General features: G+C 70.0%; 16 protein-coding genes. 11 read left to right on the top strand and 5 right to left on the bottom strand.

Annotated features, from left to right (window positions below; translation table 11 throughout):
* Positions 1–31 precede the first annotated feature (31 nt).
* Both ABZ898_RS14810 and ABZ898_RS14815 read left to right on the top strand, forming a co-directional pair.
* Positions 32–334: a helix-turn-helix domain-containing protein gene (locus ABZ898_RS14810; protein ID WP_361657605.1), complete on the top strand. Its 303-nt coding sequence runs from the start codon at positions 32–34 to the stop codon at positions 332–334.
* Between the two features lie 80 nt (positions 335–414).
* The gene (locus tag ABZ898_RS14815; RefSeq protein ID WP_361657742.1) at positions 415–1,635 is read left to right on the top strand and encodes a tyrosine-type recombinase/integrase; all 1,221 of its coding nucleotides are present in this window, start codon (positions 415–417) and stop codon (positions 1,633–1,635) included.
* A gap of 143 nt (positions 1,636–1,778) precedes the next feature.
* On the opposite strand, the gene ABZ898_RS14820 is transcribed toward ABZ898_RS14815, so the two are convergent.
* The gene (locus ABZ898_RS14820; RefSeq protein WP_361657608.1) at positions 1,779–3,308 is read right to left on the bottom strand and encodes a UDP-N-acetylglucosamine 1-carboxyvinyltransferase; all 1,530 of its coding nucleotides are present in this window, start codon (positions 3,306–3,308) and stop codon (positions 1,779–1,781) included.
* Positions 3,309–3,372: 64 nt separating this feature from the next.
* The gene (locus ABZ898_RS14825; RefSeq protein WP_361657611.1) at positions 3,373–3,570 is read right to left on the bottom strand and encodes a DUF4236 domain-containing protein; all 198 of its coding nucleotides are present in this window, start codon (positions 3,568–3,570) and stop codon (positions 3,373–3,375) included.
* A 226-nt stretch (positions 3,571–3,796) separates the two neighbouring features.
* Between ABZ898_RS14825 and ABZ898_RS14830 the strand changes: the two genes are divergently transcribed.
* The 6 genes from ABZ898_RS14830 to ABZ898_RS14855 all read left to right on the top strand — a co-directional run bounded on the left by ABZ898_RS14830 (position 3,797) and on the right by ABZ898_RS14855 (position 11,538).
* Positions 3,797–4,210: a hypothetical protein gene (locus ABZ898_RS14830; RefSeq protein ID WP_361657745.1), complete on the top strand. Its 414-nt coding sequence runs from the start codon at positions 3,797–3,799 to the stop codon at positions 4,208–4,210.
* Positions 4,207–4,857 (top strand): hypothetical protein, encoded by a 651-nt coding sequence (locus ABZ898_RS14835; protein ID WP_361657614.1) that lies wholly within the window; start codon positions 4,207–4,209, stop codon positions 4,855–4,857. The genes ABZ898_RS14830 and ABZ898_RS14835 overlap by 4 nt, the downstream gene beginning before the upstream one ends.
* Positions 4,857–9,575: a putative T7SS-secreted protein gene (locus ABZ898_RS14840; protein ID WP_361657616.1), complete on the top strand. Its 4,719-nt coding sequence runs from the start codon at positions 4,857–4,859 to the stop codon at positions 9,573–9,575. Before ABZ898_RS14835 ends, ABZ898_RS14840 begins: the two co-directional genes overlap by 1 nt.
* On the top strand, positions 9,568–9,870 hold the full coding sequence (locus tag ABZ898_RS14845; RefSeq protein WP_361657619.1) for a hypothetical protein: 303 nt from the start codon (positions 9,568–9,570) through the stop codon (positions 9,868–9,870). Before ABZ898_RS14840 ends, ABZ898_RS14845 begins: the two co-directional genes overlap by 8 nt.
* A 253-nt stretch (positions 9,871–10,123) precedes the next feature.
* A complete protein-coding gene (locus ABZ898_RS14850) occupies positions 10,124–10,738 on the top strand; it encodes a hypothetical protein (protein ID WP_361657621.1) in 615 nt (204 codons plus the stop codon).
* A gap of 239 nt (positions 10,739–10,977) precedes the next feature.
* Positions 10,978–11,538: a hypothetical protein gene (locus ABZ898_RS14855; protein ID WP_361657624.1), complete on the top strand. Its 561-nt coding sequence runs from the start codon at positions 10,978–10,980 to the stop codon at positions 11,536–11,538.
* A gap of 201 nt (positions 11,539–11,739) precedes the next feature.
* Here ABZ898_RS14855 and ABZ898_RS14860 read toward each other — a convergent pair whose 3' ends face one another.
* Positions 11,740–12,024, bottom strand: a complete 285-nt coding sequence (locus ABZ898_RS14860) for a hypothetical protein (RefSeq protein WP_361657627.1) — start codon at positions 12,022–12,024, stop codon at positions 11,740–11,742.
* A gap of 256 nt (positions 12,025–12,280) precedes the next feature.
* On the opposite strand from ABZ898_RS14860, the gene acnA reads away from it, so the two are divergent.
* From acnA to ABZ898_RS14875, 3 genes are all read left to right on the top strand, one after another.
* Positions 12,281–14,998, top strand: a complete 2,718-nt coding sequence (gene acnA, locus ABZ898_RS14865; RefSeq protein WP_361657630.1) for an aconitate hydratase AcnA — start codon at positions 12,281–12,283, stop codon at positions 14,996–14,998.
* Between the two features lie 386 nt (positions 14,999–15,384).
* On the top strand, positions 15,385–18,657 hold the full coding sequence (locus ABZ898_RS14870) for a GH92 family glycosyl hydrolase (protein ID WP_361657633.1): 3,273 nt from the start codon (positions 15,385–15,387) through the stop codon (positions 18,655–18,657).
* A gap of 90 nt (positions 18,658–18,747) precedes the next feature.
* A complete protein-coding gene (locus ABZ898_RS14875; RefSeq protein ID WP_361657636.1) occupies positions 18,748–19,173 on the top strand; it encodes a DUF6003 family protein in 426 nt (141 codons plus the stop codon).
* A 6-nt stretch (positions 19,174–19,179) separates the two neighbouring features.
* Here the strand turns inward: ABZ898_RS14875 and ABZ898_RS14880 are convergent, their stop codons facing one another.
* Both ABZ898_RS14880 and ABZ898_RS14885 read right to left on the bottom strand, forming a co-directional pair.
* Positions 19,180–19,944 (bottom strand): phosphatase PAP2 family protein, encoded by a 765-nt coding sequence (locus ABZ898_RS14880; RefSeq protein WP_361657639.1) that lies wholly within the window; start codon positions 19,942–19,944, stop codon positions 19,180–19,182.
* Positions 19,944–20,897, bottom strand: a complete 954-nt coding sequence (locus ABZ898_RS14885) for a YihY/virulence factor BrkB family protein (RefSeq protein WP_361657642.1) — start codon at positions 20,895–20,897, stop codon at positions 19,944–19,946. Before ABZ898_RS14885 ends, ABZ898_RS14880 begins: the two co-directional genes overlap by 1 nt.
* Between the last annotated feature and the right edge of the window lies 1 nt (position 20,898).

The raw sequence follows: 20,898 nt of genomic DNA on the forward strand, positions 1-20,898 counted from the left end.
CACCCCTCTCCAACCTCACAGAGAACCACCGATGCCTGCACGATCTTTGCTTCCTGCCCCCGCTTCCTCGGGCGCCGTATCCGCCGCCTTCCTGACCGTGAAGGATGCCGCCGACTATCTCGGCCTCTCACCGCACACGCTCTACGTCTGGCGCCACCGCCGCCAAGGACCCCCGAGCTTCCGCATGGGCTCCCGCGGCCGCGTCATGTACCGGCTCGAAGCGCTCGACGCCTGGGTCCGTGAACAGGAGCAGGCCGACTCCCGCTCCAACCCGGCCCTCAACCCGCTCAACACCCCTCCGCAGGAACGGTCCAGCCGCTACCTCAGCGCCTGAAGCCCCAAGCGCCGTAGAGCGCCGCCTTCATCCCCACCACCAAGGAGTTCCACCTGGCCGGCTACATAGAAGACCGATGGCTGAAGAAACGCCCCAACCCGAAGACCGGCAAACGTGACCGCACCGCAATGTACGGTAAGTGCACCCGCTACCGCGTCAAGGGCATCCCCGGTGTCAAGGACCGTTCCTTCGACGCCCTCCAGGACGCCAAGACCTGGCTCGCCCAGGCTCAGACCGACGCCCGCCGTGGCGAGTTCGTCGATCCGCGTGACGGGGCCATCTTTCTCAAGGACTACATCGCGACGCATTGGTGGCCCACCCAGAGCGGTGACCCGTCCACGATCGAGCGGATCGAGCAGAGGGTGCGCCGGCACATCGTTCCCCATCTGGGGGCTCAGCCGCTCAACGCCATCGGCACGGAAGTCCTGCGCCACTGGAAGAAGCGACTGGAGAAGGACCTCGGTCCGACCTCGATCCGCCTTGTCTGGGCGACGCTCTCCAGCATCCTCCAGGCCGCCGTCGAGGACCGTCGCCTCGGACGCAACCCGTGCCGCTCCAGCACGGTCGGCCCTCCGGCCGCCAACCCCGGCAGAGTCGAGGCGTGGCCGCCCGAACGGGTGCTGGCGGTACGGGAGGTCCTGCCCGACCGCTACCGGCTCCTCCTCGTGATCGGAGCAGGTCTCGGGCTCCGGCAAGGGGAGACGCTCGGGCTCTCAGTGGACGACATCGACTTCGAGAAGGAAGTCGTTCACGTCCGGCGGCAGGTCAAGATGGTGCGGGCGAAGCTCTGTTTCGCGCTCCCCAAGGGCCGCAAGGTCCGGGACGTGCCGCTGCCGTCCAGCGTGGCCAAGGCGATCCGGCAGCACACGGAGCAGTTCGCGCCGGTGCCGGTCACGCTGCCCTGGGACGACCCGCGCCCTGCCGAGACGCCGGTGGAGGCCAAGCACCGGCGGCCGAGGACCTACGACCTCCTGGTGACGGGACGCGAGCGGAAGGCGATCAACCGGAACTACTTCAACTCCTACGTGTGGAAGCCCGCGCTGGCCACGGCGGGCGTGATCGCTCCGCTGGAGGAGGGCAGCACAGACGGCGCTCGCGTGTGGGAGCCGTCCCGGGAGCACGGCTTCCACGCCCTGCGTCACTTCTTCGCCTCCGAGGAACTGGAGGCTGGCGAATCGGTCGTCTCCCTGGCACGCTGGCTGGGGCACTCCGATCCCGGGTTCACGCTGCGGAAGTACTCTCACTTCCTGCCCCGAGCGGGCGCACGAGGCAGTGCCGCCATCGACGCGATTTTCGCGTAGCCGTGGCCGGTCGGCAGGGCCCGTGGAGCGTGGCTCGTTGCCCACCGCGGGCCCAAAGTCCCAGAGAAGTCCCAGAGATGCCGCCGCACCCCTCCCTGACCCGCTAAGTCGCAGGTCAGACGGGGTGCGGCGGCATCCTCGTATCAAATGTCCCGGAAGATCTCGATCTGCGCCCCGATCGAGTTCAGCCGCTCGGCCAGGTCCTCGTACCCCCGGTTGATGACGTACACGTTGCGCAGCACCGACGTGCCCTCGGCGGCCATCATCGCCAGCAGGACGACCACCGCCGGGCGGAGGGCGGGCGGGCACATCATCTCGGCGGCGCGCCAGCGGGTGGGGCCCTCGACCAGGACGCGGTGCGGGTCGAGGAGCTGGAGGCGGCCGCCGAGGCGGTTGAGGTCGGTGAGGTAGATGGCCCGGTTGTCGTAGACCCAGTCGTGGATCAGGGTCTGGCCCTGGGCCACGGCGGCGATCGCCGCGAAGAACGGGACGTTGTCGATGTTCAGGCCGGGGAACGGCATGGGGTGGATCTTGTCGATCGGCGCCTCCAGCTTGGAGGGGCGGACCGTGAGGTCGACCAGGCGGGTACGGCCGTTGTCGGCGAAGTACTCGCGGCTGCGGTCGTGGTCGAGGCCCATCTCCTCCAGGACCGCCAGCTCGATCTCCAGGAACTCGATCGGCACCCGGCGCACCGTCAGCTCCGACTCCGTCACCACGGCCGCCGCGACCAGGCTCATCGCCTCGACCGGGTCCTCGGAGGGGGAGTAGTCGACATCGATGTCGATGTTCGGGACGCCGTGCACGGTGAGCGTGGTGGTGCCGATGCCCTCGACCCGTACGCCCAGGGCCTCCAGGAAGAAGCAGAGGTCCTGGACCATGTAGTTGGAGGAGGCGTTGCGGATGACCGTCACGCCGTCGTGGCGGGCCGCGGCCAGCAGCGCGTTCTCCGTCACGGTGTCGCCGCGCTCGGTCAGTACGATCGGGCGGTCCGGGTGGACGGTGCGGTCCACCACGGCGTGGTACTGGCCCTCGGTCGCCGCGATGTCCAGGCCGAACCGGCGCAGCGCGATCATGTGCGGCTCGATGGTGCGGGTGCCGAGGTCGCAGCCGCCCGCGTACGGCAGCATGAAGCGGTCCGTGCGGTGCAGCAGCGGGCCGAGGAACATGATGATCGAGCGGGTGCGGACGGCCGCCTCCGCGTCGATCGCGTCCATCTCCAGCTCGGCCGGCGGGACCAGCTCCAGGTCCACGCCGTCGTTGATCCAGCGGGTGCGCACGCCGATGGAGTTCAGGACCTCCAGCAGGCGGTACACCTCCTCGATCCGGGCGACCCGCCGCAGCACCGTACGGCCCTTGTTCAGCAGGGACGCGCACAGCAGGGCCACGCACGCGTTCTTGCTCGTCTTGACGTCGATGGCCCCCGACAGACGGCGGCCGCCGACGACCCGCAGGTGCATCGGACCCGCGTAGCCCAGCGACACGATCTCGCTGTCCAGGGCCTCACCGATCCGGGCGATCATCTCAAGGCTGATGTTCTGGTTGCCGCGCTCGATGCGGTTGACGGCGCTCTGGCTGGTGCCGAGCGCGTCCGCGAGCTGCGTCTGTGTCCAGCCACGGTGCTGCCGGGCGTCGCGGATGAGCTTGCCGATGCGTACGAGGTAGTCGTCTGACATGAGGTCGAGGTTATCTCAGATATGAGATGCCGCCTCTTGGGGGGTCCGTTCGGGTGACGGAGGGTCAGCCGCGCTTGGTCGTGGTCTTGCGCCAGCCGAACGGGCCGGGCAGGTCCATCGAGGTCGTACGGCGTCCGGTGCTGCTGTGGGTGTGGCGGGGTCCGTGCTTGCCGCCGCCGGTCGTGATGGACCACGAGTGGCGGTTGATGTTCAGCCGCACGCCGGGAAGGATGCGGAAGCTCTTGCGGAACGTCAGGCCCATGGCTGTCTCCTCCGATTGTTCGGCGCTCCTGAGTGGCGCTCAACCCGGATACCCCCATTCGGGGAACTGATGACCGGTTGCCCGCCCGGTGGCGTCCGCCGCCGGCGCCGGACGCGCCCGTCGTCACCTGTGGCAAGGATGTGACGGGTGCGAACTTGTTTTCGACCATTCCCGTCGTGATGATGGCTGGATGTCTGAGGACGGGGACCGGATATCGGACGCGGGCATGTCGCCCGCCGAGGCGGAGGCGGCGAGCCGGAGGAGAGAGTTCGCCAAGCTGCTCGGTGAGTTCCGCCGCACCCCGGTGCTCGTGCCGCTCGGCGAGGACCCGCAGGGTGGACAGGCCCTGCTGACCGCCGACTTGGGCGGCATCCGCTTCATCCTCGCCTTCTCCGACGAGCAGGCCCTCGCCCGGTACGCCGTCGCGCGCGGGGAGTCGGCACGGGAGTGGACGTACCGGACGATTCTGGGCGCCCGGCTGCTGGACGCCGCCGTGCCCGCGGCGGGCGTTCCCTGCGGGGTGGCACTGGACTGCGCGGACGGCTCGGACGGGATGGTGTTCCCGCCGGTGGCGGGGATCGTGCCGGACGGCGCGGCGGTGGACCTGGACGACGAGACGCGGCACGGGGGTGCGGTATGAGCGGCGGGGGCGGGATGGATCTCCAGGCGCAGGGCCTGGAGGAGATAGCCAAGGGCCTGACGGAGGCGCTGGGCGAGCTGGGCGAACTGGGCATGGTCGGCCAGGCCGGCGCCGGACGCGGTTTCTCCGGCATCGCCCTCTCGGGACTGGAGCTGGGCCACGAGGGTCTGACGGGCGAGCTGAAGACGTTCTGCGAGCGCTGGGAGTGGGGGGTGCGCGCCCTCGTCGCGGAGGGCAACGCGTTCGCCCAGAAGACGAACCTGTCGGCGGGCACGTACTACGAGACCGAGCAGTACCTCAAGGGCAGCGTGAAGGTCGTGGCGAACTCGGCCGTCGGCAACCCGTACGCGTCCGAGGAGGACGTGGAGAAGATGGGCTGGGGCGAGATAGTCGAGTCCGGCCGGACGGTGGACTACTCGCAGGAGTCCTTCGAGCAGGCGTGGGAGAACAGCAAGCAGGGCTGGAAGGACGCCGGCCGGGACGCGATGACCTCGAACATGGTCGGCGCGATCCCCGTCACCCCGGAGAACATGCGCCGCGCGGCGGGCGTGTCCGACGGGGAGTACGACCAGTTCCTGGACGACACCTTCGGCCCGTCCCCGGAAGCCCGCGCGAAGGCGGCCGGACAGCCGGGCGGTGAGGGCTGATGGGCCTGGGGGACCTCACCAACTCGCTGCTGGGCGGCGCCGAGGACCTCTACGACAAGGGCAAGAAGAAGGTCGGCGAACTCGTCGACGAGGGCACGGACAAGCTCGGTGGCGCGATGGACCGCGTCGGCCTGCACGACTGGGCCGACAACGTGGAGGACTGGGGCGACGACATCGCCTCCGACCTGGGCGCGACCCCGGGCGAACAGCAACTCGGCCAGACCGAGCAGGCCGACGAACTCGTCCACGGCAAGCCGGAGAAGATCCGCGAGAGCGCGAAGCACCTCAAGGACTTCCACGGTGCCTTCGACAAGGTCGGATCGGGCCTGAAGAAGATCGACTCGGCGGGCTGGAAGGGCGAGGGCGGCGACGCCTTCCGGGAGAAGTTCGGCGTCCACCCGGCCAAGTGGGCCCACGCGGCCGAGGCGTGCGGTGCGGCGGCCGGCGCGCTGGAGCGGTACGCCGACACGGTCACCTGGGCGCAGAAGCAGGCGGCGGAGGCCGTCGAGCTGTACAAGAAGGGCACGAAGGCGTTCGAGGACGCGGCCGGCGACTACCAGAAGAAGGCCGACGCCTACAACGCCAAGGCCCGCGCGGGCGAGGACCCCGGCGTCAGACCGGTGCAGGACATGGACGCGGGCAAGGGCGACGTCAAGGCCGCCGTGGCCAAGCTGAAGGAGGCCCGCAAGCAGCGCAACACCGCCGCCGCGGAGGCCCAGGGCAAGGTCAGGGCGGCCATGGCGCACGCCCCGGCCGAGCCCCCGCCGCTGGAGCGCCTCGGCCACGACTTCACCGACGGCTTCCAGGCCGCCAACACCGAGCTGACCCACGTCGTCGGCGGCGCCCTGAAGGGCACGGCCGGTCTGGTCAACTTCGCCCGCGGCCTCAACCCCACCGACCCGTACAACCTGACCCACCCCGCCGCCTACCTCCAGAACGTCAGCATGACGCTGTCGGGCCTGGTCTCCACGGCCACCCATCCCGAACGCACGGTGCAGGCCGTGGTGGACGGCCTGCAGAAGGACCCGTCCGAGTTCGTGGGGCGGCTGATCCCGGAGCTGGTCGGCACGAAGGGGGCGGGGCTGGCGCGCGGCGGGCTGCGGCTCGCCATGAAGGAGGGCGCGGAGGAGGCCGCGAGCCAGGGCATCCGCCGTACCGCCCGGAACGTGGTCGAGAAGGACGCCGACGACGTGGCCCGGCGGCCCGGGGAGAAGGTCTGCGAGAAGGACCCCGTCGACGTCGCCACCGGCCGCATGGTGCTGCCGCAGACCGACGTGGCCCTGCCGGGAGTCCTCCCGCTGCTGGTCAAGCGGCAGTTCGAGTCGTCGTACCGGCTCGGCGGCTGGTTCGGTCCGTCCTGGTCGTCCACGCTGGACCAGCGGCTGGAGATCGACACCCAGGGCGTGGTGTTCGTCGGCGAGGACGGCCTGGTGCTGGCCTACCCGCGCCCCGCGCCCGGCGTACCGACCCTGCCCTCGCACGGCCCGCGCTGGCCGCTGGACCGGGTGGAGGACGGCTACACCCTCACCGACCCCGAGTCGGGGCACACCCGCCACTTCGCCGACCGCTCCGACACCCTCGCCGTCCTCGAACAGCTCGACGACCGCAACGGCAACTGGATCACCTTCGAGTACGACGCCGACGGCGCGCCGGCCGCCCTCGCCCACAGCGGCGGCTACCACCTGGGCATCTCCACCGCCGAGGGCCGCGTCACCGCCCTCCGCCTCACCGGGGCCGGCCAGGAGCTGATCCGCTACGGCCACACCGACGGCCACCTCACCGAGGTCACCAACTCCTCCGGCCGCCCCACCCGCTTCACCTACGACGACTCGGCCCGCATCACCTCCTGGACCGACACCAACGACAGCCACTTCACCTACGGCTACGACGACCAGGACCGCTGCACCCACCAGTCCGGCGCGGCCGGCCACCTGCGCTCCACCTTCACCTACGGCGCCCCGGACCCGGCCACCGGCGACTCGGTCACCGCCATCACCGACTCCTTCGGCCACACCAGCCGCTACCGCGTCGACCGCCACTGCCAGGTCGTCGCCGAGACCGACCCGCTCGGCGCCACCACCCGCTACCGGCGCGACCGCCGCAACCGCCTGCTGTCGGTGACCGACCCCCTCGGCCACACCACGGAGTTCCACCGCGACGCCGACGGCAACCCGCTCACGGTGATCCGCCCCGACGGCCGCGAGGCCCGCGCGGAGTACGACGCGCTCGGCCTCCCGGTGAAGGTCACCCGCCCCGACGGCACCACCGTCCGCCAGACCTACGACGGCCGCGGCAACCTCACCTCGGTCACCGACGCGGCGGGCGAGACCACGCGGCTGACGTACGACGACGCCGGCCACCTGGTCTCCGTGACCGACCCGCTCGGCCACACCACCACCCTCGCCACCGACCGCGCCGGCCTCCCGCTGCGCGTCACCGACCCGCTGGGCGCGACCACCTCCTACGAACGCGACGCCTTCGGCCGCCCGATCCTGATCACCGACCCCACCGGCGCGGTGACCCGCCTCGAATGGACGGTGGAGGGCCACCTGGCCCGCCGTACGGCACCGGACGGCACGACCGAGTCGTGGACCTACGACGGCGAGGGCAACCGCACCACCCACACCGACGCCCTCGGCGCGGTCTCCCGCTTCGAGTACACCCACTTCGACCTCCTGTCGGCCCGCACCGGCCCGGACGGCGTACGTCACGCGTTCGGCTACGACACCGAACTGCGCCTGACCGAGGTCACCAACCCCCAGGGTCTGACGTGGAGTTACACGTACGACCCGGCGGGACGCCTCGCTGCGGAGACGGACTTCGACGACCGCACGCTGACCTACGCCTACGACCCCGCGAGCCGCCTCACCGCCCGTACCAACGCCCTCGGCGAGACCATCGCCTTCGAGCGGGACGAACTGGGCCGCACCGTCCGCAAGGACGCGGCGGGCGCGGTCACCACGTACGCCTTCGACCTCACGGACCAACTGGCCGAGGCGGTGGGCCCGGACGGCTCCACCCTCCAGATCCTGCGCGACCGCTACGGCCGCACCGTCTCGGAGACGGTCGACGGCCGCACGCTGACCTACACGCACGACACCCTCGGCCGCCGCACCGGCCGCACCACCCCCACCGGCGCCACCACCACCTGGTCCTACGACCCGGCGGGCCGCCGCACCGGCATGGTCGCCTCCGGCCGCGGCATCGACTTCACCTACGACGCGGCGGGCCGCGAAGTCGGCCGACACATAGGCGAGTCACTCTCCCTGGAGCACACCTTCGACGTGCTGGGCCGCCTGAAGGCCCAGTCGGTACGGACGCCGCGCGGCGGCCTCCTCCGTCACCGCGCCTACGAGTACCGGGCGGACGGCAACGTCACCCGCATCGACGACGACCTGTCCTCCCGCACCTTCGACCTGGACGCCACCGGCCGGGTCACGGCGGTCCACGCGGCCGGCTGGACGGAGCGGTACGCGTACGACGAGGCGGGCAACCAGACCGAGGCGAGCTGGCCCACGAGCCACCCGGGCGGCGAGGCGACCGGCCCGCGCGCCTACACCGGCACCCGCATCACCCGGGCGGGCGGCATCCGCTACGAGCACGACGCCCTCGGCCGTACGATCCTCCGCCAGAAGACCCGCCTCTCCCGGCGCCCGGACACCTGGCGCTACGAATGGGACGCGGAGGACCGCCTGACCGCGGTGACCACCCCGGACGGCACCCGCTGGCACTACACCTACGACCCGCTCGGCCGCCGCACGGCCAAGCTCCGCATGGCGGGCGGGACGGTGGTGGAGCGCGTCGACTTCACCTGGGACGGCACAACCCTCTGCGAACAGACCACGTCCGCCGCCGAGTTGCCCCACCCGGTGACCCTCACCTGGGACCACCAGGGCCTCCACCCGATCACCCAGACAGAACGCATCACCTCCGCCTCACCCGACACGGAAATCGACTCCCGCTTCTACGCCATCGTCACCGACCTGATCGGCACACCGACGGAACTGGTCGACGAACAGGGAGAAACGGCTTGGCGTACGCGCAGCACGCTGTGGGGAACGACGGCATGGGCGGCGGACAGCACCGCCTATACGCCGCTGCGGTTCCCGGGTCAGTACTTCGACCCTGAGACGGGGCTGCATTACAACTACTTCCGGCACTACGACCCGGAGACGGCGCGGTACATCACCGCTGACCCGCTCGGCCTCGCACCCGCTCCCAATCCGGCGACCTACGTCCTGAATCCGCACAGATGGGTCGATGTCCTGGGGTTGGCCCCTGCGGCCTGTACTGACGAGCACCTATTCCGGGGTACCACCAAGGGATACGAAGCCAGCTCGGGAACCCATGCTTCCGGGACCACTCCGACGTCCACTGATCCGGGTGTGGCGACAACCTTCGCGCGACACTCGGAGCAATTCGGCGAGGCAGTAGTTCAGGTTATACCTCGCAGCGCGCTCGAAGGAGTTGATCTCATTCCGGGGTTCATTCGCGCAGAGGCGGAAGTAGGGGTTAACCTCTCTGCGGGAGAACTTGCCAGCAGGGCCGCAGTAGAGCTTCCTGTGAGCACCGCGCAGAAGATTCTGGGCGATATGGGAATTGACATACCTAGAATAAAATCCTACGAGGGCATGAGCGATGCCCTCGCGTGGGATGTACCCAAGCTATCACCTGAACAGGTGCAACAATTTGTCCGGGAGGCGTACAAGCATGGATGAACTCGATGCGGCAAGACTGCAGATCTACTCTTGCGAGCCGGATGGCAGTGAAGCCGCCATCTGCATTGTTCGCTGCGTGGGAGGAATCGTGCGTGTTGGTCAGAACTTTTATTTCAGTGCAAGCACCCCCGGAGTTGACGTGCACTCGCCTATGAGGCTGAATGAGATCATCCGCTATGAGAAACCAGTGGATTTCATGGATCCGCCACACAGTGCGAAGGTTTATATTTCAGGAGCGGGTGTCGCAAGGCTTGAGCATGGCGTGATCATCACAGCTCGGCAAGCCGAGAAGTGACATCTTGAACTCATCTGACCTGGAGCCTCAAGGAATCTCTTGGATCTAGGAGAGTTCGCTTTTGCGTGGGAATTTCCTGTTCCCTGGTGGTGAAGAGTTTTTGGCATCGTCTGGGAATGGCCGGAGCTTCAATGTTACCGGTCAACGGTCATGGGATGTGCATGGGAAGGGCGACCGGTCGTCGGCTCTTGAGGGAAGTCTCGGAGACGTCTCCGCGTTCTGGATTCTGTGTGGCCCGGGCCCAAAAAGCGAGATGGACTGTCTACGACGGACTTTTGAGGTCTTCATCGATCATCGACTGTTCACGTGGTCGTCTCGCCTGTCTGCGGAGGCTGTCGCGCCTGCCGAAGCCGACGCCCACGTGTACCTCAGGCGTTCCGTCAAGCGGGCGGGGCTGAAGGCGTTCTCTCAGTTGCCTCTCCTGGATTCTTCCTTCAGTAACTACCTTGATTTCGGCAGTGAAGCCCAGGAAACGCTGGAGCCTTTTCTGCGCAGATCCTCAGGCTACGCGCTGACCGTCGGGTCGCCGGGCGCCGGACCGGAGCGGTGGGCGGGTGCGGCTCAACTGATGGAGGGCCACTTCTCCCTCGCATACGACTTCGAGAACACCCCAGAGCTCGAATCGCTGCGGCGGAAATCGGTGGCGCTCTACATTTCGGCCGCGATCGTCATGGGGTTCATGCTGATCGTCCCACTGAACCGACACCCGGTTTCGGGGCATGTGATCTTCTGCCCTGCGGAATCGTACGATCGGGTGGCAAGAGCGCTGGCAGTCGGTGAACATCGCTTCTCGGTGAGGGATGCCGAGTTGCGCGAGCGAGAGATCGACAGGTTCTTCGCCGACGGTGGCGACCTCGCCTACCTGTGAAGACTGAAGGGGGGCGTGTGCCGCACGAGACTGGGCGTCCAGGACACGAAGCGTCGGACCTCTCCGCGGTGCTCGATGCGGACGTGGGAGCCGTCCTTCCCGCTCGCGTCGCCCAGGTGACAGGCTCCCCGGAGTTCATAGCGATCTCGCTTGACGGGTTCCGCCTCTGTGCCGTATCGGTCGAGGATGACGACTACTGGGTGGTCGTGTCTCAGGGTCTTGTGTGAAATCGGGGGCGCATGCTGCACGGTCTTGAGGGTGTCGCGCGGGAGTTGGCGCGAATTTCCGAACGGCCTGGCATCGATCCGGGAACTCCCGTTCTCACCTGTGTCGCGGTGGCTCCGGAAGGAGGTGCTGTGGAGGATTATGCGCGCAGGTTGCGGGATGTTCTGAGTGAGGTTTTCTCTCTCGCCCTGGACGCGGACTTCGACGAGGAAGAACTTCCCGTGGACGGCATCGCGGACTGGTTCCTCAGTGCCTGCTCGGACGGTGGCGCGGTCGGTCCGACCGTCGGAGTGGCGCGGGCGCGGTACCGGGAAAGGACCGGTGCCGAGCCCTGGGGGATTCAGAACTGGCTTTTCCGCTTCGACCCGGAACTGGAGGCGCGCGGCTGGGAGTTCTGGGGTATCACCCGTGCGGCTGACGGCGGTGGGCGGCTGGACCTCTGGCTCGATACGTGGGGTGAGCCGATGTTCTCCTGGGAGGAGTTGCGCTGGCTCCTCTACGCCTGCGGGGCGCAGGCGGTGGCCGACCCGGTGGTGGTCGGGTCCGGCTCCTGGGCCGCGGAAGCAACCGTCTGAGCGCAGTGCCGGTCACCCCGCTCGCCTGCGCTCTTTCCGGCGCGGCGCCCGGCGCGCCTGACCGAGGCGCTGCGCCAGTCCGCCCACCTCGCACAGCTCGTGGCCCTCGCCGGCCCGGCACCACCAGACCGCCCGCCCGCCGTCCGACCGTGCCTCCGCGTGTACCCCGCTCCGGTGTTCGGTGCACACCGGCCACACCTGTCACAGCACCGCCTGGACCGTCTCCTGGGCCGCGTCGGCGATGTCGGCGGCGACGGGGTCCGTCACGCCGTCGTGCCGGCGGCCGTCGGGCAGGGCCGCGTGGTACTGGTCCGGGACGTCCTCGTCGTCCGACGGCGTGCACAGCAGCCGCATCGGTCCGGCCTCCGGGAGAGTCGCCGCCAGGTCGCGGTTGACCGCCTCCATGGCGGCCTCCAGATCCGGGCGTTCGGCGGGGCGGGCTGCCGGTGCGGAATCTCCGGCCGGCCGGGACGGGAAGTGGCTCATCCCGTGATCGTTCCAGCCGCCCGCCCCGGTCCGCCTCTCCGTTCCGGGCGTGACGGACCGGTCACACCCGTCGTCCAGGCATGACCATCCAGCCCCCATGTACTAGAGTTATCTCGACATCGAGATATCTGCCGAAGGCGCACCGCGGCAGCCACCCCGGTAAGGGTTACCTAACTTAGCCTTACCTTAGCGGATCGGCCGGACCGGCGTGGCGGCAGGATGCGGTGGAACGCGCACATCAAAGAAGGAGACTGTCGTGTCGGCGAACAGCTTCGACGCCCGCAGCACGCTGCAGGTGGGCGACGAGTCGTACGAGATCTTCCGGCTGGACAAGGTCGAGGGCTCGGCCCGCCTGCCGTACAGCCTGAAGGTCCTGCTGGAGAACCTGCTCCGCACGGAGGACGGCGCGAACATCACCGCCGACCACATCCGCGCCCTGGGCGGCTGGGACTCCCAGGCCCAGCCGAGCCAGGAGATCCAGTTCACGCCGGCCCGCGTGATCATGCAGGACTTCACCGGCGTCCCCTGTGTCGTGGACCTCGCCACGATGCGTGAGGCCGTCAAGGAGCTCGGCGGCGACCCGGCGAAGGTCAACCCGCTCTCCCCGGCCGAGCTGGTCATCGACCACTCGGTGATCGCCGACAAGTTCGGCACGAAGGACGCCTTCGGCCAGAACGTCGAGCTGGAGTACGGCCGCAACAAGGAGCGCTACCAGTTCCTGCGCTGGGGCCAGACCGCGTTCGACGACTTCAAGGTCGTCCCGCCGGGCACCGGCATCGTCCACCAGGTGAACATCGAGCACCTGGCCCGCACCGTCATGGTCCGGGGTGGCCAGGCGTACCCCGACACCCTCGTCGGCACCGACTCGCACACCACCATGGTCAACGGCCTCGGTGTGCTGGGCTGGGGCGTCGGCGGCATCGAGGCCGAGGCCGCGATGCTCGGCCAGCCGGTCTCCATGCTCATCCCGCGCGTCGTCGGCTTCAAGCTCACCGGTGAGCTGAAGCCCGGCACCACCGCCACCGACCTGGTGCTCACGATCACCGAGATGCTGCGCAAGCACGGTGTGGTCGGCAAGTTCGTCGAGTTCTACGGCGAGGGCGTGGCCGCCACCTCCCTGGCCAACCGCGCCACCATCGGCAACATGTCGCCGGAGTTCGGCTCCACCGCCGCGATCTTCCCGATCGACGGCGAGACGCTGAACTACCTGAAGCTGACGGGCCGTTCCGCGCAGCAGGTCGCGCTCGTCGAGGCGTACGCCAAGGAGCAGGGCCTCTGGCTCGACCCGGCCGCCGAGCCCGACTTCTCCGAGAAGCTCGAGCTGGACCTCTCCACCGTCGTCCCCTCGATCGCCGGCCCGAAGCGCCCGCAGGACCGCATCGTCCTCGCGAACGCCGCCGAGCAGTTCAAGACGGACGTCCTCAACTACGTCGACGTCGTGGACGAGGCGGGCAAGGAGTCCTTCCCGGCCTCCGACTCCCCGGCCGTCGCCCCCAACGGCGCCCCGTCGAACCCGGTCACCGTGACCGCCCCCGACGGTTCGACCTACGAGCTGGACCACGGTGCGGTGACGGTCGCGGCCATCACCTCCTGCACCAACACCTCCAACCCGTACGTCATGGTCGCCGCCGCGCTCGTCGCGAAGAAGGCCGTGGAGAAGGGCCTGACCCGCAAGCCGTGGGTCAAGACCACCCTCGCCCCGGGCTCGAAGGTCGTCACCGACTACTTCGACAAGGCGGGTCTGACCCCGTACCTCGACAAGGTCGGCTTCAACCTCGTCGGCTACGGCTGCACCACCTGCATCGGCAACTCCGGCCCGCTGCCGGAGGAGGTCTCCAAGGCGGTCAACGACCACGACCTCGCCGTCACCTCGGTCCTCTCCGGCAACCGGAACTTCGAGGGCCGCATCAACCCCGACGTCAAGATGAACTACCTGGCCTCCCCGCCGCTGGTCGTCGCGTACGCCCTCGCGGGTTCCATGAAGGTGGACATCACCAAGGACGCGCTCGGCACCGACCAGGACGGCAAGCCGGTCTTCCTGGCCGACATCTGGCCGACCGAGGCCGAGGTCAACGACGTCGTGGCGAACGCCATCGGCGAGGACATGTTCAACAAGTCCTACCAGGACGTCTTCGCGGGCGACGCCCAGTGGCAGGCGCTGCCGATCCCGACCGGCAACACCTTCGAGTGGGACGCGGAGTCCACCTACGTCCGCAAGCCCCCGTACTTCGAGGGCATGGGCATGGAGCCCGCCCCGGTCGCCGACATCTCCGGCGCCCGTGTGCTGGCCAAGCTGGGCGACTCGGTCACCACCGACCACATCTCCCCGGCCGGTGCCATCAAGGCCGACACCCCGGCCGGCAAGTACCTCACCGAGCACGGTGTGGAGCGTCGTGACTTCAACTCCTACGGCTCGCGCCGTGGCAACCACGAGGTCATGATCCGCGGCACCTTCGCCAACATCCGCCTGCGCAACCAGATCGCGCCGGGCACCGAGGGCGGCTACACCCGCGACTTCACCGTCGAGGGCGCGCCGGTCTCCTTCATCTACGACGCCTCGCGCAACTACATCGACCAGGGCATCCCGCTGGTCGTGCTCGCGGGCAAGGAGTACGGCTCCGGCTCGTCCCGCGACTGGGCCGCCAAGGGCACCGCGCTCCTGGGCGTCAAGGCCGTCATCGCCGAGTCCTACGAGCGCATCCACCGCTCGAACCTCATCGGCATGGGCGTCCTGCCGCTGCAGTTCCCGGAGGGGCAGACCGCGGCCTCCCTCGGCCTGACCGGCGAGGAGACCTTCTCCTTCACCGGCGTCGAGGAGCTGAACGACGGCACCACCCCGCGCACGGTCAAGGTCACCACCGACACGGGTGTGGAGTTCGACGCGGTCGTCCGCATCGACACCCCCGGCGAGGCCGACTACTACCGCAACGGCGGCATCATGCAGTACGTGCTGCGCAACCTGATCCGCGGCTAAGCGGTCCGGAAACGCGAGTGAGGGCCGCATCCCCGGTGACGGGGGTGCGGCCCTCCGCCGTGCTCGGGGGGGAGCGAGCGCGGGGGTGCTCCGGGCGGGGCCGGGGGGACGGGGTGCCCGCCCGGAGCGGACAGAGGTCGTGCGCGGTGCTCGGTGGCTTGTGACGGCGAGGCCGGGGCCTCGCCGGACGGTGGAGCGCGACAACGTTGTCTAGTGGGTCCGTTCATGACTCTACCGCCCCAACGGACAACGATGTCAAGCGAGTTGGGGCAATGGAGTGGGTCCGGCGCGGCCCTCTTCCGCGAGCCCGCCGGGGCGCGTTAGGGTCCCTGCGGCTTGTGCGACCAGTGGTGCGCGACCCGTCCGCAAGGAGGAAGGGCCGCGTGATGCGTTTCCGTCCCATGTCCCTGCTGCTGGCCGCCGCGCTCGCGGTGGGCGGCGGCGCCACCCCCGCCCTCGCGGCGGGCTCCGCACCACCCGGCCTCGTCGACGACCCGACCCCGTACGTCGATCCGCTGATCGGCAGCAGCAACGGCGGCGACACCTACCCCGGCGCCGTGGTGCCCTTCGGCATGCTCTCCTGGAGCCCGGAGACCACCAGAGGCGACGCCACCCGCACCACGGCGCCGGGCGGTTACCACCACGACGCCACCCGCGTCCGGGGCTTCAGCCTCACCCACATGTCCGGCACCGGCTGCGCCGGCGGCAGCGGCGACATCCCCTTCTTCCCGTACGCCGGTGACGTCGCCTCCTCTCCGGCGAGCGACACCAAGGACGCCGTCTACACCTCGGACTTCAAGCACACCGACGAGACCGCCGAGCCCGGCCACTACAAGGTCGGCCTCGCCTCCGGGGTCACCGCCGACCTGACCGCCACCGCCCGCACCGGCTCGGCCCGCTTCTCCTACCCCGCCGACAAACCCGCCTCGCTGCTGGTGCGCACCGCCAACTCCGAAGTGGGTTCGGAGGATTCGAAGGTCAGCATCGATCCCGAGACCCGTACCGTCTCCGGCTCCGTCACCTCCGGCAACTTCTGCGGCTACCTCGACCCCGAGGGGCAACGCTCCTACTACACCCTCTACTTCACCGCCCACTTCGACCGCGCCTTCAAGACCACCGGCACCTGGCAGGACGACAGGCTGAGCCCCGGCTCCACCAGCGCCTCCGGCGGCACCGGCGGCTTCTCCCACGGCGGCCGGCCCGTAGCGGGCAAGGGCGCCGGAGGGTACGTCGAGTTCGCGCCCGGCGAGGGCCCGGTGAACGTCAAGGTCGGCATCTCCTACGTCAGCCAGGACGCCGCCGAGGCCAACCTGCGCGCCGAGAACGGCCCGCGCCGCTCCTTCGACGCCGTACGGGACGCCGCCCGCGCCGCCTGGCGGGAGCGGCTCGGCGCCGTCCGGGTCGGCGGAGGCACCGACGCCGAGCGCACCACCTTCTACACCGCGCTCTACCACGCCCTGTTCCACCCCAACGTCATCAGCGACGCCGACGGCCGCTACCGGGGCAGCGACGGCAAGGTGCACCGGGTGGGAAGCGGCCACCGCGCCCAGTACGGCACCTTCTCCGGCTGGGACGTCTACCGGGGCCAGGTCCAGCTGCTCACCCTGCTCGACCCGCGCACCGGCTCCGACATCGCCCAGTCGCTGTACGAACTCAGCGAGCAGAACGGCGGGATCTGGGACCGCTGGCTGCACGGCGCGGGCGGCACCCATGTCATGAACGGCGACCCCTCGCCCAGCGCGCTCGCCGGGATCCACGCCTTCGGCGGCACCGGGTTCGACCTGAAGGGCGCCCTGAAGTCCCTGGTCAAGGCGGCCACCGTGCCCACGGAGCAGGACCTGTCGGCGGCGGGAAAGCCCGTGCTGTCCGTCGGCCAGCGCCCCTCGCTCGACAAGTACCTGAAGCTGCACTACATGCCCAGCGTCTCCAACGCCTGGGGCGGCGCCGCCGAGACGCTGGAGATGTCCACCGCCGACTTCTCCCTCTCCCAACTGGCCGCGGCGGCAGGGGAGAAGCGGATGGGGAAGCAGTTCGCCGAGCGCGCCCAGTGGTGGCAGAACAACTTCAACATCGCGGCGGACTCCACCGGCGGCTACATCGCCAACCGCAAGGCGGACGGCAGCTGGGTCACCGGCTTCACCCCGGACACGGGCAACGGCTTCGTGGAGGGCAGCGCCGCCCAGTACACCTGGATGGTCCAGCACAACCCCGCCGGGCTGTTCGCCGCCATGGGCGGCACCGGCAAGGCGCTGGCCCGGCTGGACTCCTTCTTCCACACCGCCGACGGCAAGTGGGCCTTCACGGGCCAGGGCGGCGCCAAGTCCGAGATGGACAACGAGCCCTCGGTCAACGTGCCGTACCTGTACGCCTACGCGGGCGCTCCCTACAAGACGCAGGAGACCGTGCGCGCGGCGATGCGGCAGCTCTGGTCCACCGCGCCCGGCGGCATCCCGGGCAACGACGACCTGGGCGCCATGTCGGCCTGGTACGTCTTCTCCGCCATGGGCATGTACCCGCAGGTGCCCTCACGCTCCGAACTGGTCCTCGCCTCCCCGCTGTTCGAGCGGGTGGAGATCAAGCGGCCGCAGGGCGACGACATCTCGATCCGTGCCGAGGGCGCCGCCGCCGACGCACCGTACGTCCAGTCCCTGAAGGTCGACGGCCGCTCCAGTGACCGGGCCTGGCTGCCCGCGTCCTTCGTGCGGGACGGCGGCCGGCTCGACTACCGCCTGGGCACCACCCCGAACCGGAACTGGGGCGCCCAGAACCCGCCGCCCTCCTTCCGCCAGGGCGAGCAGCCGTACCAGATCGGCGTCGGCCCCACCACGGCCACGCTCGCCCCCGGTGACAGCACCACCATCGACGTGCGCGCCCTGTCCCTGAGCGGCGGTACCGGACCCGAGGTCCGCTTCGAGGTGGAGACCCCCGCCGGAGTCACGGCCGGCCCCGCGCAGGGCACCGTCACCGGCGGCGCCCAGCGGATCACCCTCACCGCGGCGAAGGACGCCACCCAGGGCTTCTACACCGCCAAGGTGACGGTGACCTCGGGCGAGACCTCCTACCAGCAGCCCGTCTCCCTGACCGTCGCCGCCCCCGGCACCCTGCTGGCCGCCTACGACAACACCGGCGTCTCCGACGACACCGGCGACCACGACGAGGCGGACTACGACGGCGGCGGCTGGAGCTACTCCGAGCAGGCCCTCGCCGCGGCCGGGCTCACCCCGGGCAAGCGGGTCACCACCACCGGCGGCCTCGCCTTCACCTGGCCCGACTCTCCGGCCGGCCGTCCGGACAACGCCTCCGCACACGGCCAGACCATCGAACTGACCCAAGCGACGCGCACGTTGGCCTTCATCGGCAGCGCCGTCAACGGCAACCAGCCGGCCAAGGCGACCGTCACCTACACCGACGGCAGCACCGGCACGGCCGACCTCTCCCTCACCGACTGGACCGTCGGCGGCGGGGGCGGCACCGTCCAGTACGGCAACGAGGTCGTCGCCAAGGCCGCGTACCGCAACGTCGCGGGGGCCGACAAGGACCCGGTCGCCACCTACGTGTTCGCCACCGCGCCGTTCGGCGCGCCGGACGGGAAGGAGATCAGGAGCGTCAAGCTGCCGGACGACGGCGACCTGCACGTGTTCGCCCTGGCCACCGGCTGACCCGGCGCGGTTCCGCCTCTTCGGTGCGGTGCGGCGGCAGTAGCATCGTCCTCCGCACTCATACCGACACCGACAAGGCGGAACCGCCCGATGGCCGACGAGGCTTACCTGTTCCTGCTCCCCGACCGTCACCCGAGCCTCGGCGCGGCCATGGCCGCCGTCGCCCCGCTGGAATGCGACCAGACCCCGGCCGTGCGCGGCTGGATCTCCGCCCATGACGTGGCCGCGTCCTCCGAGCAGTTGAGGATTCTGCCCGCCTCCTCGGAGATCCTCATCCCCGAGGACGCCGAGCGGCTGCCGATCCCGCTCACCGCCGAGGAGGAGGTCCGGGTCCAGCAGGAGTGCGCGCCCCAGTCGGTCACCGACATGGAGCGGGAACTGCTGGACTTCCGGGACGCCACCCAGGGCTGGGAGACCCTGGTGCACCGGGCGCTGACCGCCGGCATCCCGGCGCCCCGCATCGCCCGGCTGACCGGGCTCGACCCGCAGGAGATCGGCCGGCTGACCGGCGTGTGACGCGGCTCAGCGGCGGGTGGTGTCCGGCTCGGGACTCGGACGGGTGAGTTCGGGCTCCAGCCCCTCGGCGACGTGCGAGGGCCGCCTGCCGGTGTCCGCCCGCCACGCCTCGAAGGCCCGGCCGGTCAGCACCACGACGGCCAGCCCGAGCAGCCACCCGCCGAGCACGTCGCTGAACCAGTGCACACCGAGCGCGACCCTGGTGAAGCCGACCCCGAGCACCGACAGCACCGCCACCGCCCAGCACACGACGCGGGCGCGGCGCGGCACCAGCGGCAGCAGGACCAGCAGGAACACCGCGAACGAGGTGGTGGCGGTCATCGCGTGCCCGGACGGGAAGGAATAGCCCGGCGCGTGCGCCACCGGGTCCTCCAGCGCGGGCCGCGCCCGCTCGACCACCGTCTTCACCCCGAGCCCGATCAGCCCGCCGGCCACCGCCGTGGCCGCCGCCCACGCGGCCAGCCGCCGGGCCCCGCGCCACAGCAGCCAGCCGGTCAGCAGGGCCACGGCCACCCGGAGGGTGAGCGGGTCCCAGACCCAGTCGGAGAGCAGGCGCAGGGTGGCCGTCCACGCCGGATGGCCGACGGCGATCCGGTGCAGGCCGTCCGCCGCGTCGCGGTCGAGGTCGCGCAGCGGCCGCCAGCGCCCCTCCACCAGGACCAGCAGCAGCGCGAACGGCACCGCGGCGGCCGCGGCGAGTCCGGCCGCCGCCAGCAGCCGCATACCGAACCGGCGGTCGGTGGCCCGCAGGGTCCTTCGTCTCATCGGCATCAGACCCCCGGGTCGGGTTGGATCGGTTCGGGCCGCCGCCCGCGCGCCGCCTCCAGCTGGGCCGCGAAGGAGAGGCCGAGGAACAGGGCGAGCGAGGTCAGATAGGCCCACAGCAGCAGGGACATGAAGGCGCTGAGCGGACCGTAGACGGTGTCGAAGGAGCCGCTCAGGTCGAGGTACAGGGTGAGTACCCAGGTCAGGGTCATCCAGAGCACCAGGTAGACGGCCGCGCCGAAGGCCAGCCAGGTGTAGCCGGGCTGCTTGCGGCGCGGTGAGCGACGGAAGATGGCGCTCGCGGAGATCAGGGCGAGCAGCAGCCCGAAGGGCCAGCGCACGATGTCCCACACCGCCTGCGCGTCCGGGCCGAGCCCGTAGACCGAGCCCGCCGCCGAGGCCAGGTCGTCCCCGGCGACCATCACGACGAAGCCGAGGCCGAGCGGGAACCCGGCGCACAGGGCCATGATCAGCCCGCGCGAGTACTTGAGGTGGAAGGGCCGGTCGCGTTCGTTGCCGTAGATGCGGTTGGCGCCGCGCTCTATCTGGCACATCGCCGTGGTGACGTTGACGATCGAGAAGAGCGCGCCGAACCAGAGCGCGACCTGGGCGCCGTCGCCCGCCTCCCGGCGGCTGCGGTCGAGCGCGTCGTCGACCACCTCCGCGCTGGGCCCCTCGGCGATCCGGTGGATCGTCAGTTCGGCCAGCTTGCCGATGTCCTCGGTGTGCAGGGTGCTGGAGAGGCCGACGAACGCCAGCGCCAGCGGGATCACCGACAGCACCGTCTGGAGGGCGAGCGCGCGGGAGTGGCTGAACCCGTCGGCGTAGCGGAAGCGGAGGAACGCGTCGCGCAGCAGGGGCCAGCCGCCGTAGCGGCGCAGGGTCACCCACGCCTCGTCGGCGGAGAGTTCGTCCCCGCTCATGTCCCGGGTCTCCGGGACCTTGGTGGCGCTGCCCATC

The sequence above is a fragment of the Streptomyces sp. NPDC046860 genome (assembly GCF_040645115.1).
Classification (GTDB): Bacteria; Actinomycetota; Actinomycetes; order Streptomycetales; family Streptomycetaceae; genus Streptomyces.

Excerpts from the sequence above, each read along its gene's own strand:
- ABZ898_RS14850 (WP_361657621.1), top strand. The coding sequence starts at position 10,124 with ATGGACTGTCTACGACGGACTTTTGAGGTCTTCATCGATCATCGACTG.
- ABZ898_RS14830 (WP_361657745.1), top strand. The coding sequence starts at position 3,797 with ATGTCGCCCGCCGAGGCGGAGGCGGCGAGCCGGAGGAGAGAGTTCGCC.
- ABZ898_RS14840 (WP_361657616.1), top strand. The coding sequence starts at position 4,857 with ATGGGCCTGGGGGACCTCACCAACTCGCTGCTGGGCGGCGCCGAGGAC.
- ABZ898_RS14875 (WP_361657636.1), top strand. The coding sequence starts at position 18,748 with ATGGCCGACGAGGCTTACCTGTTCCTGCTCCCCGACCGTCACCCGAGC.
- ABZ898_RS14860 (WP_361657627.1), bottom strand. The coding sequence starts at position 12,024 with ATGAGCCACTTCCCGTCCCGGCCGGCCGGAGATTCCGCACCGGCAGCC.
- ABZ898_RS14820 (WP_361657608.1), bottom strand. The coding sequence starts at position 3,308 with ATGTCAGACGACTACCTCGTACGCATCGGCAAGCTCATCCGCGACGCC.
- ABZ898_RS14825 (WP_361657611.1), bottom strand. The coding sequence starts at position 3,570 with ATGGGCCTGACGTTCCGCAAGAGCTTCCGCATCCTTCCCGGCGTGCGG.
- ABZ898_RS14845 (WP_361657619.1), top strand. The coding sequence starts at position 9,568 with ATGGATGAACTCGATGCGGCAAGACTGCAGATCTACTCTTGCGAGCCG.
- ABZ898_RS14810 (WP_361657605.1), top strand. The coding sequence starts at position 32 with ATGCCTGCACGATCTTTGCTTCCTGCCCCCGCTTCCTCGGGCGCCGTA.
- ABZ898_RS14880 (WP_361657639.1), bottom strand. The coding sequence starts at position 19,944 with ATGCCGATGAGACGAAGGACCCTGCGGGCCACCGACCGCCGGTTCGGT.
- ABZ898_RS14855 (WP_361657624.1), top strand. The coding sequence starts at position 10,978 with ATGCTGCACGGTCTTGAGGGTGTCGCGCGGGAGTTGGCGCGAATTTCC.
- ABZ898_RS14885 (WP_361657642.1), bottom strand. The coding sequence starts at position 20,897 with ATGGGCAGCGCCACCAAGGTCCCGGAGACCCGGGACATGAGCGGGGAC.
- ABZ898_RS14870 (WP_361657633.1), top strand. The coding sequence starts at position 15,385 with ATGCGTTTCCGTCCCATGTCCCTGCTGCTGGCCGCCGCGCTCGCGGTG.
- ABZ898_RS14835 (WP_361657614.1), top strand. The coding sequence starts at position 4,207 with ATGAGCGGCGGGGGCGGGATGGATCTCCAGGCGCAGGGCCTGGAGGAG.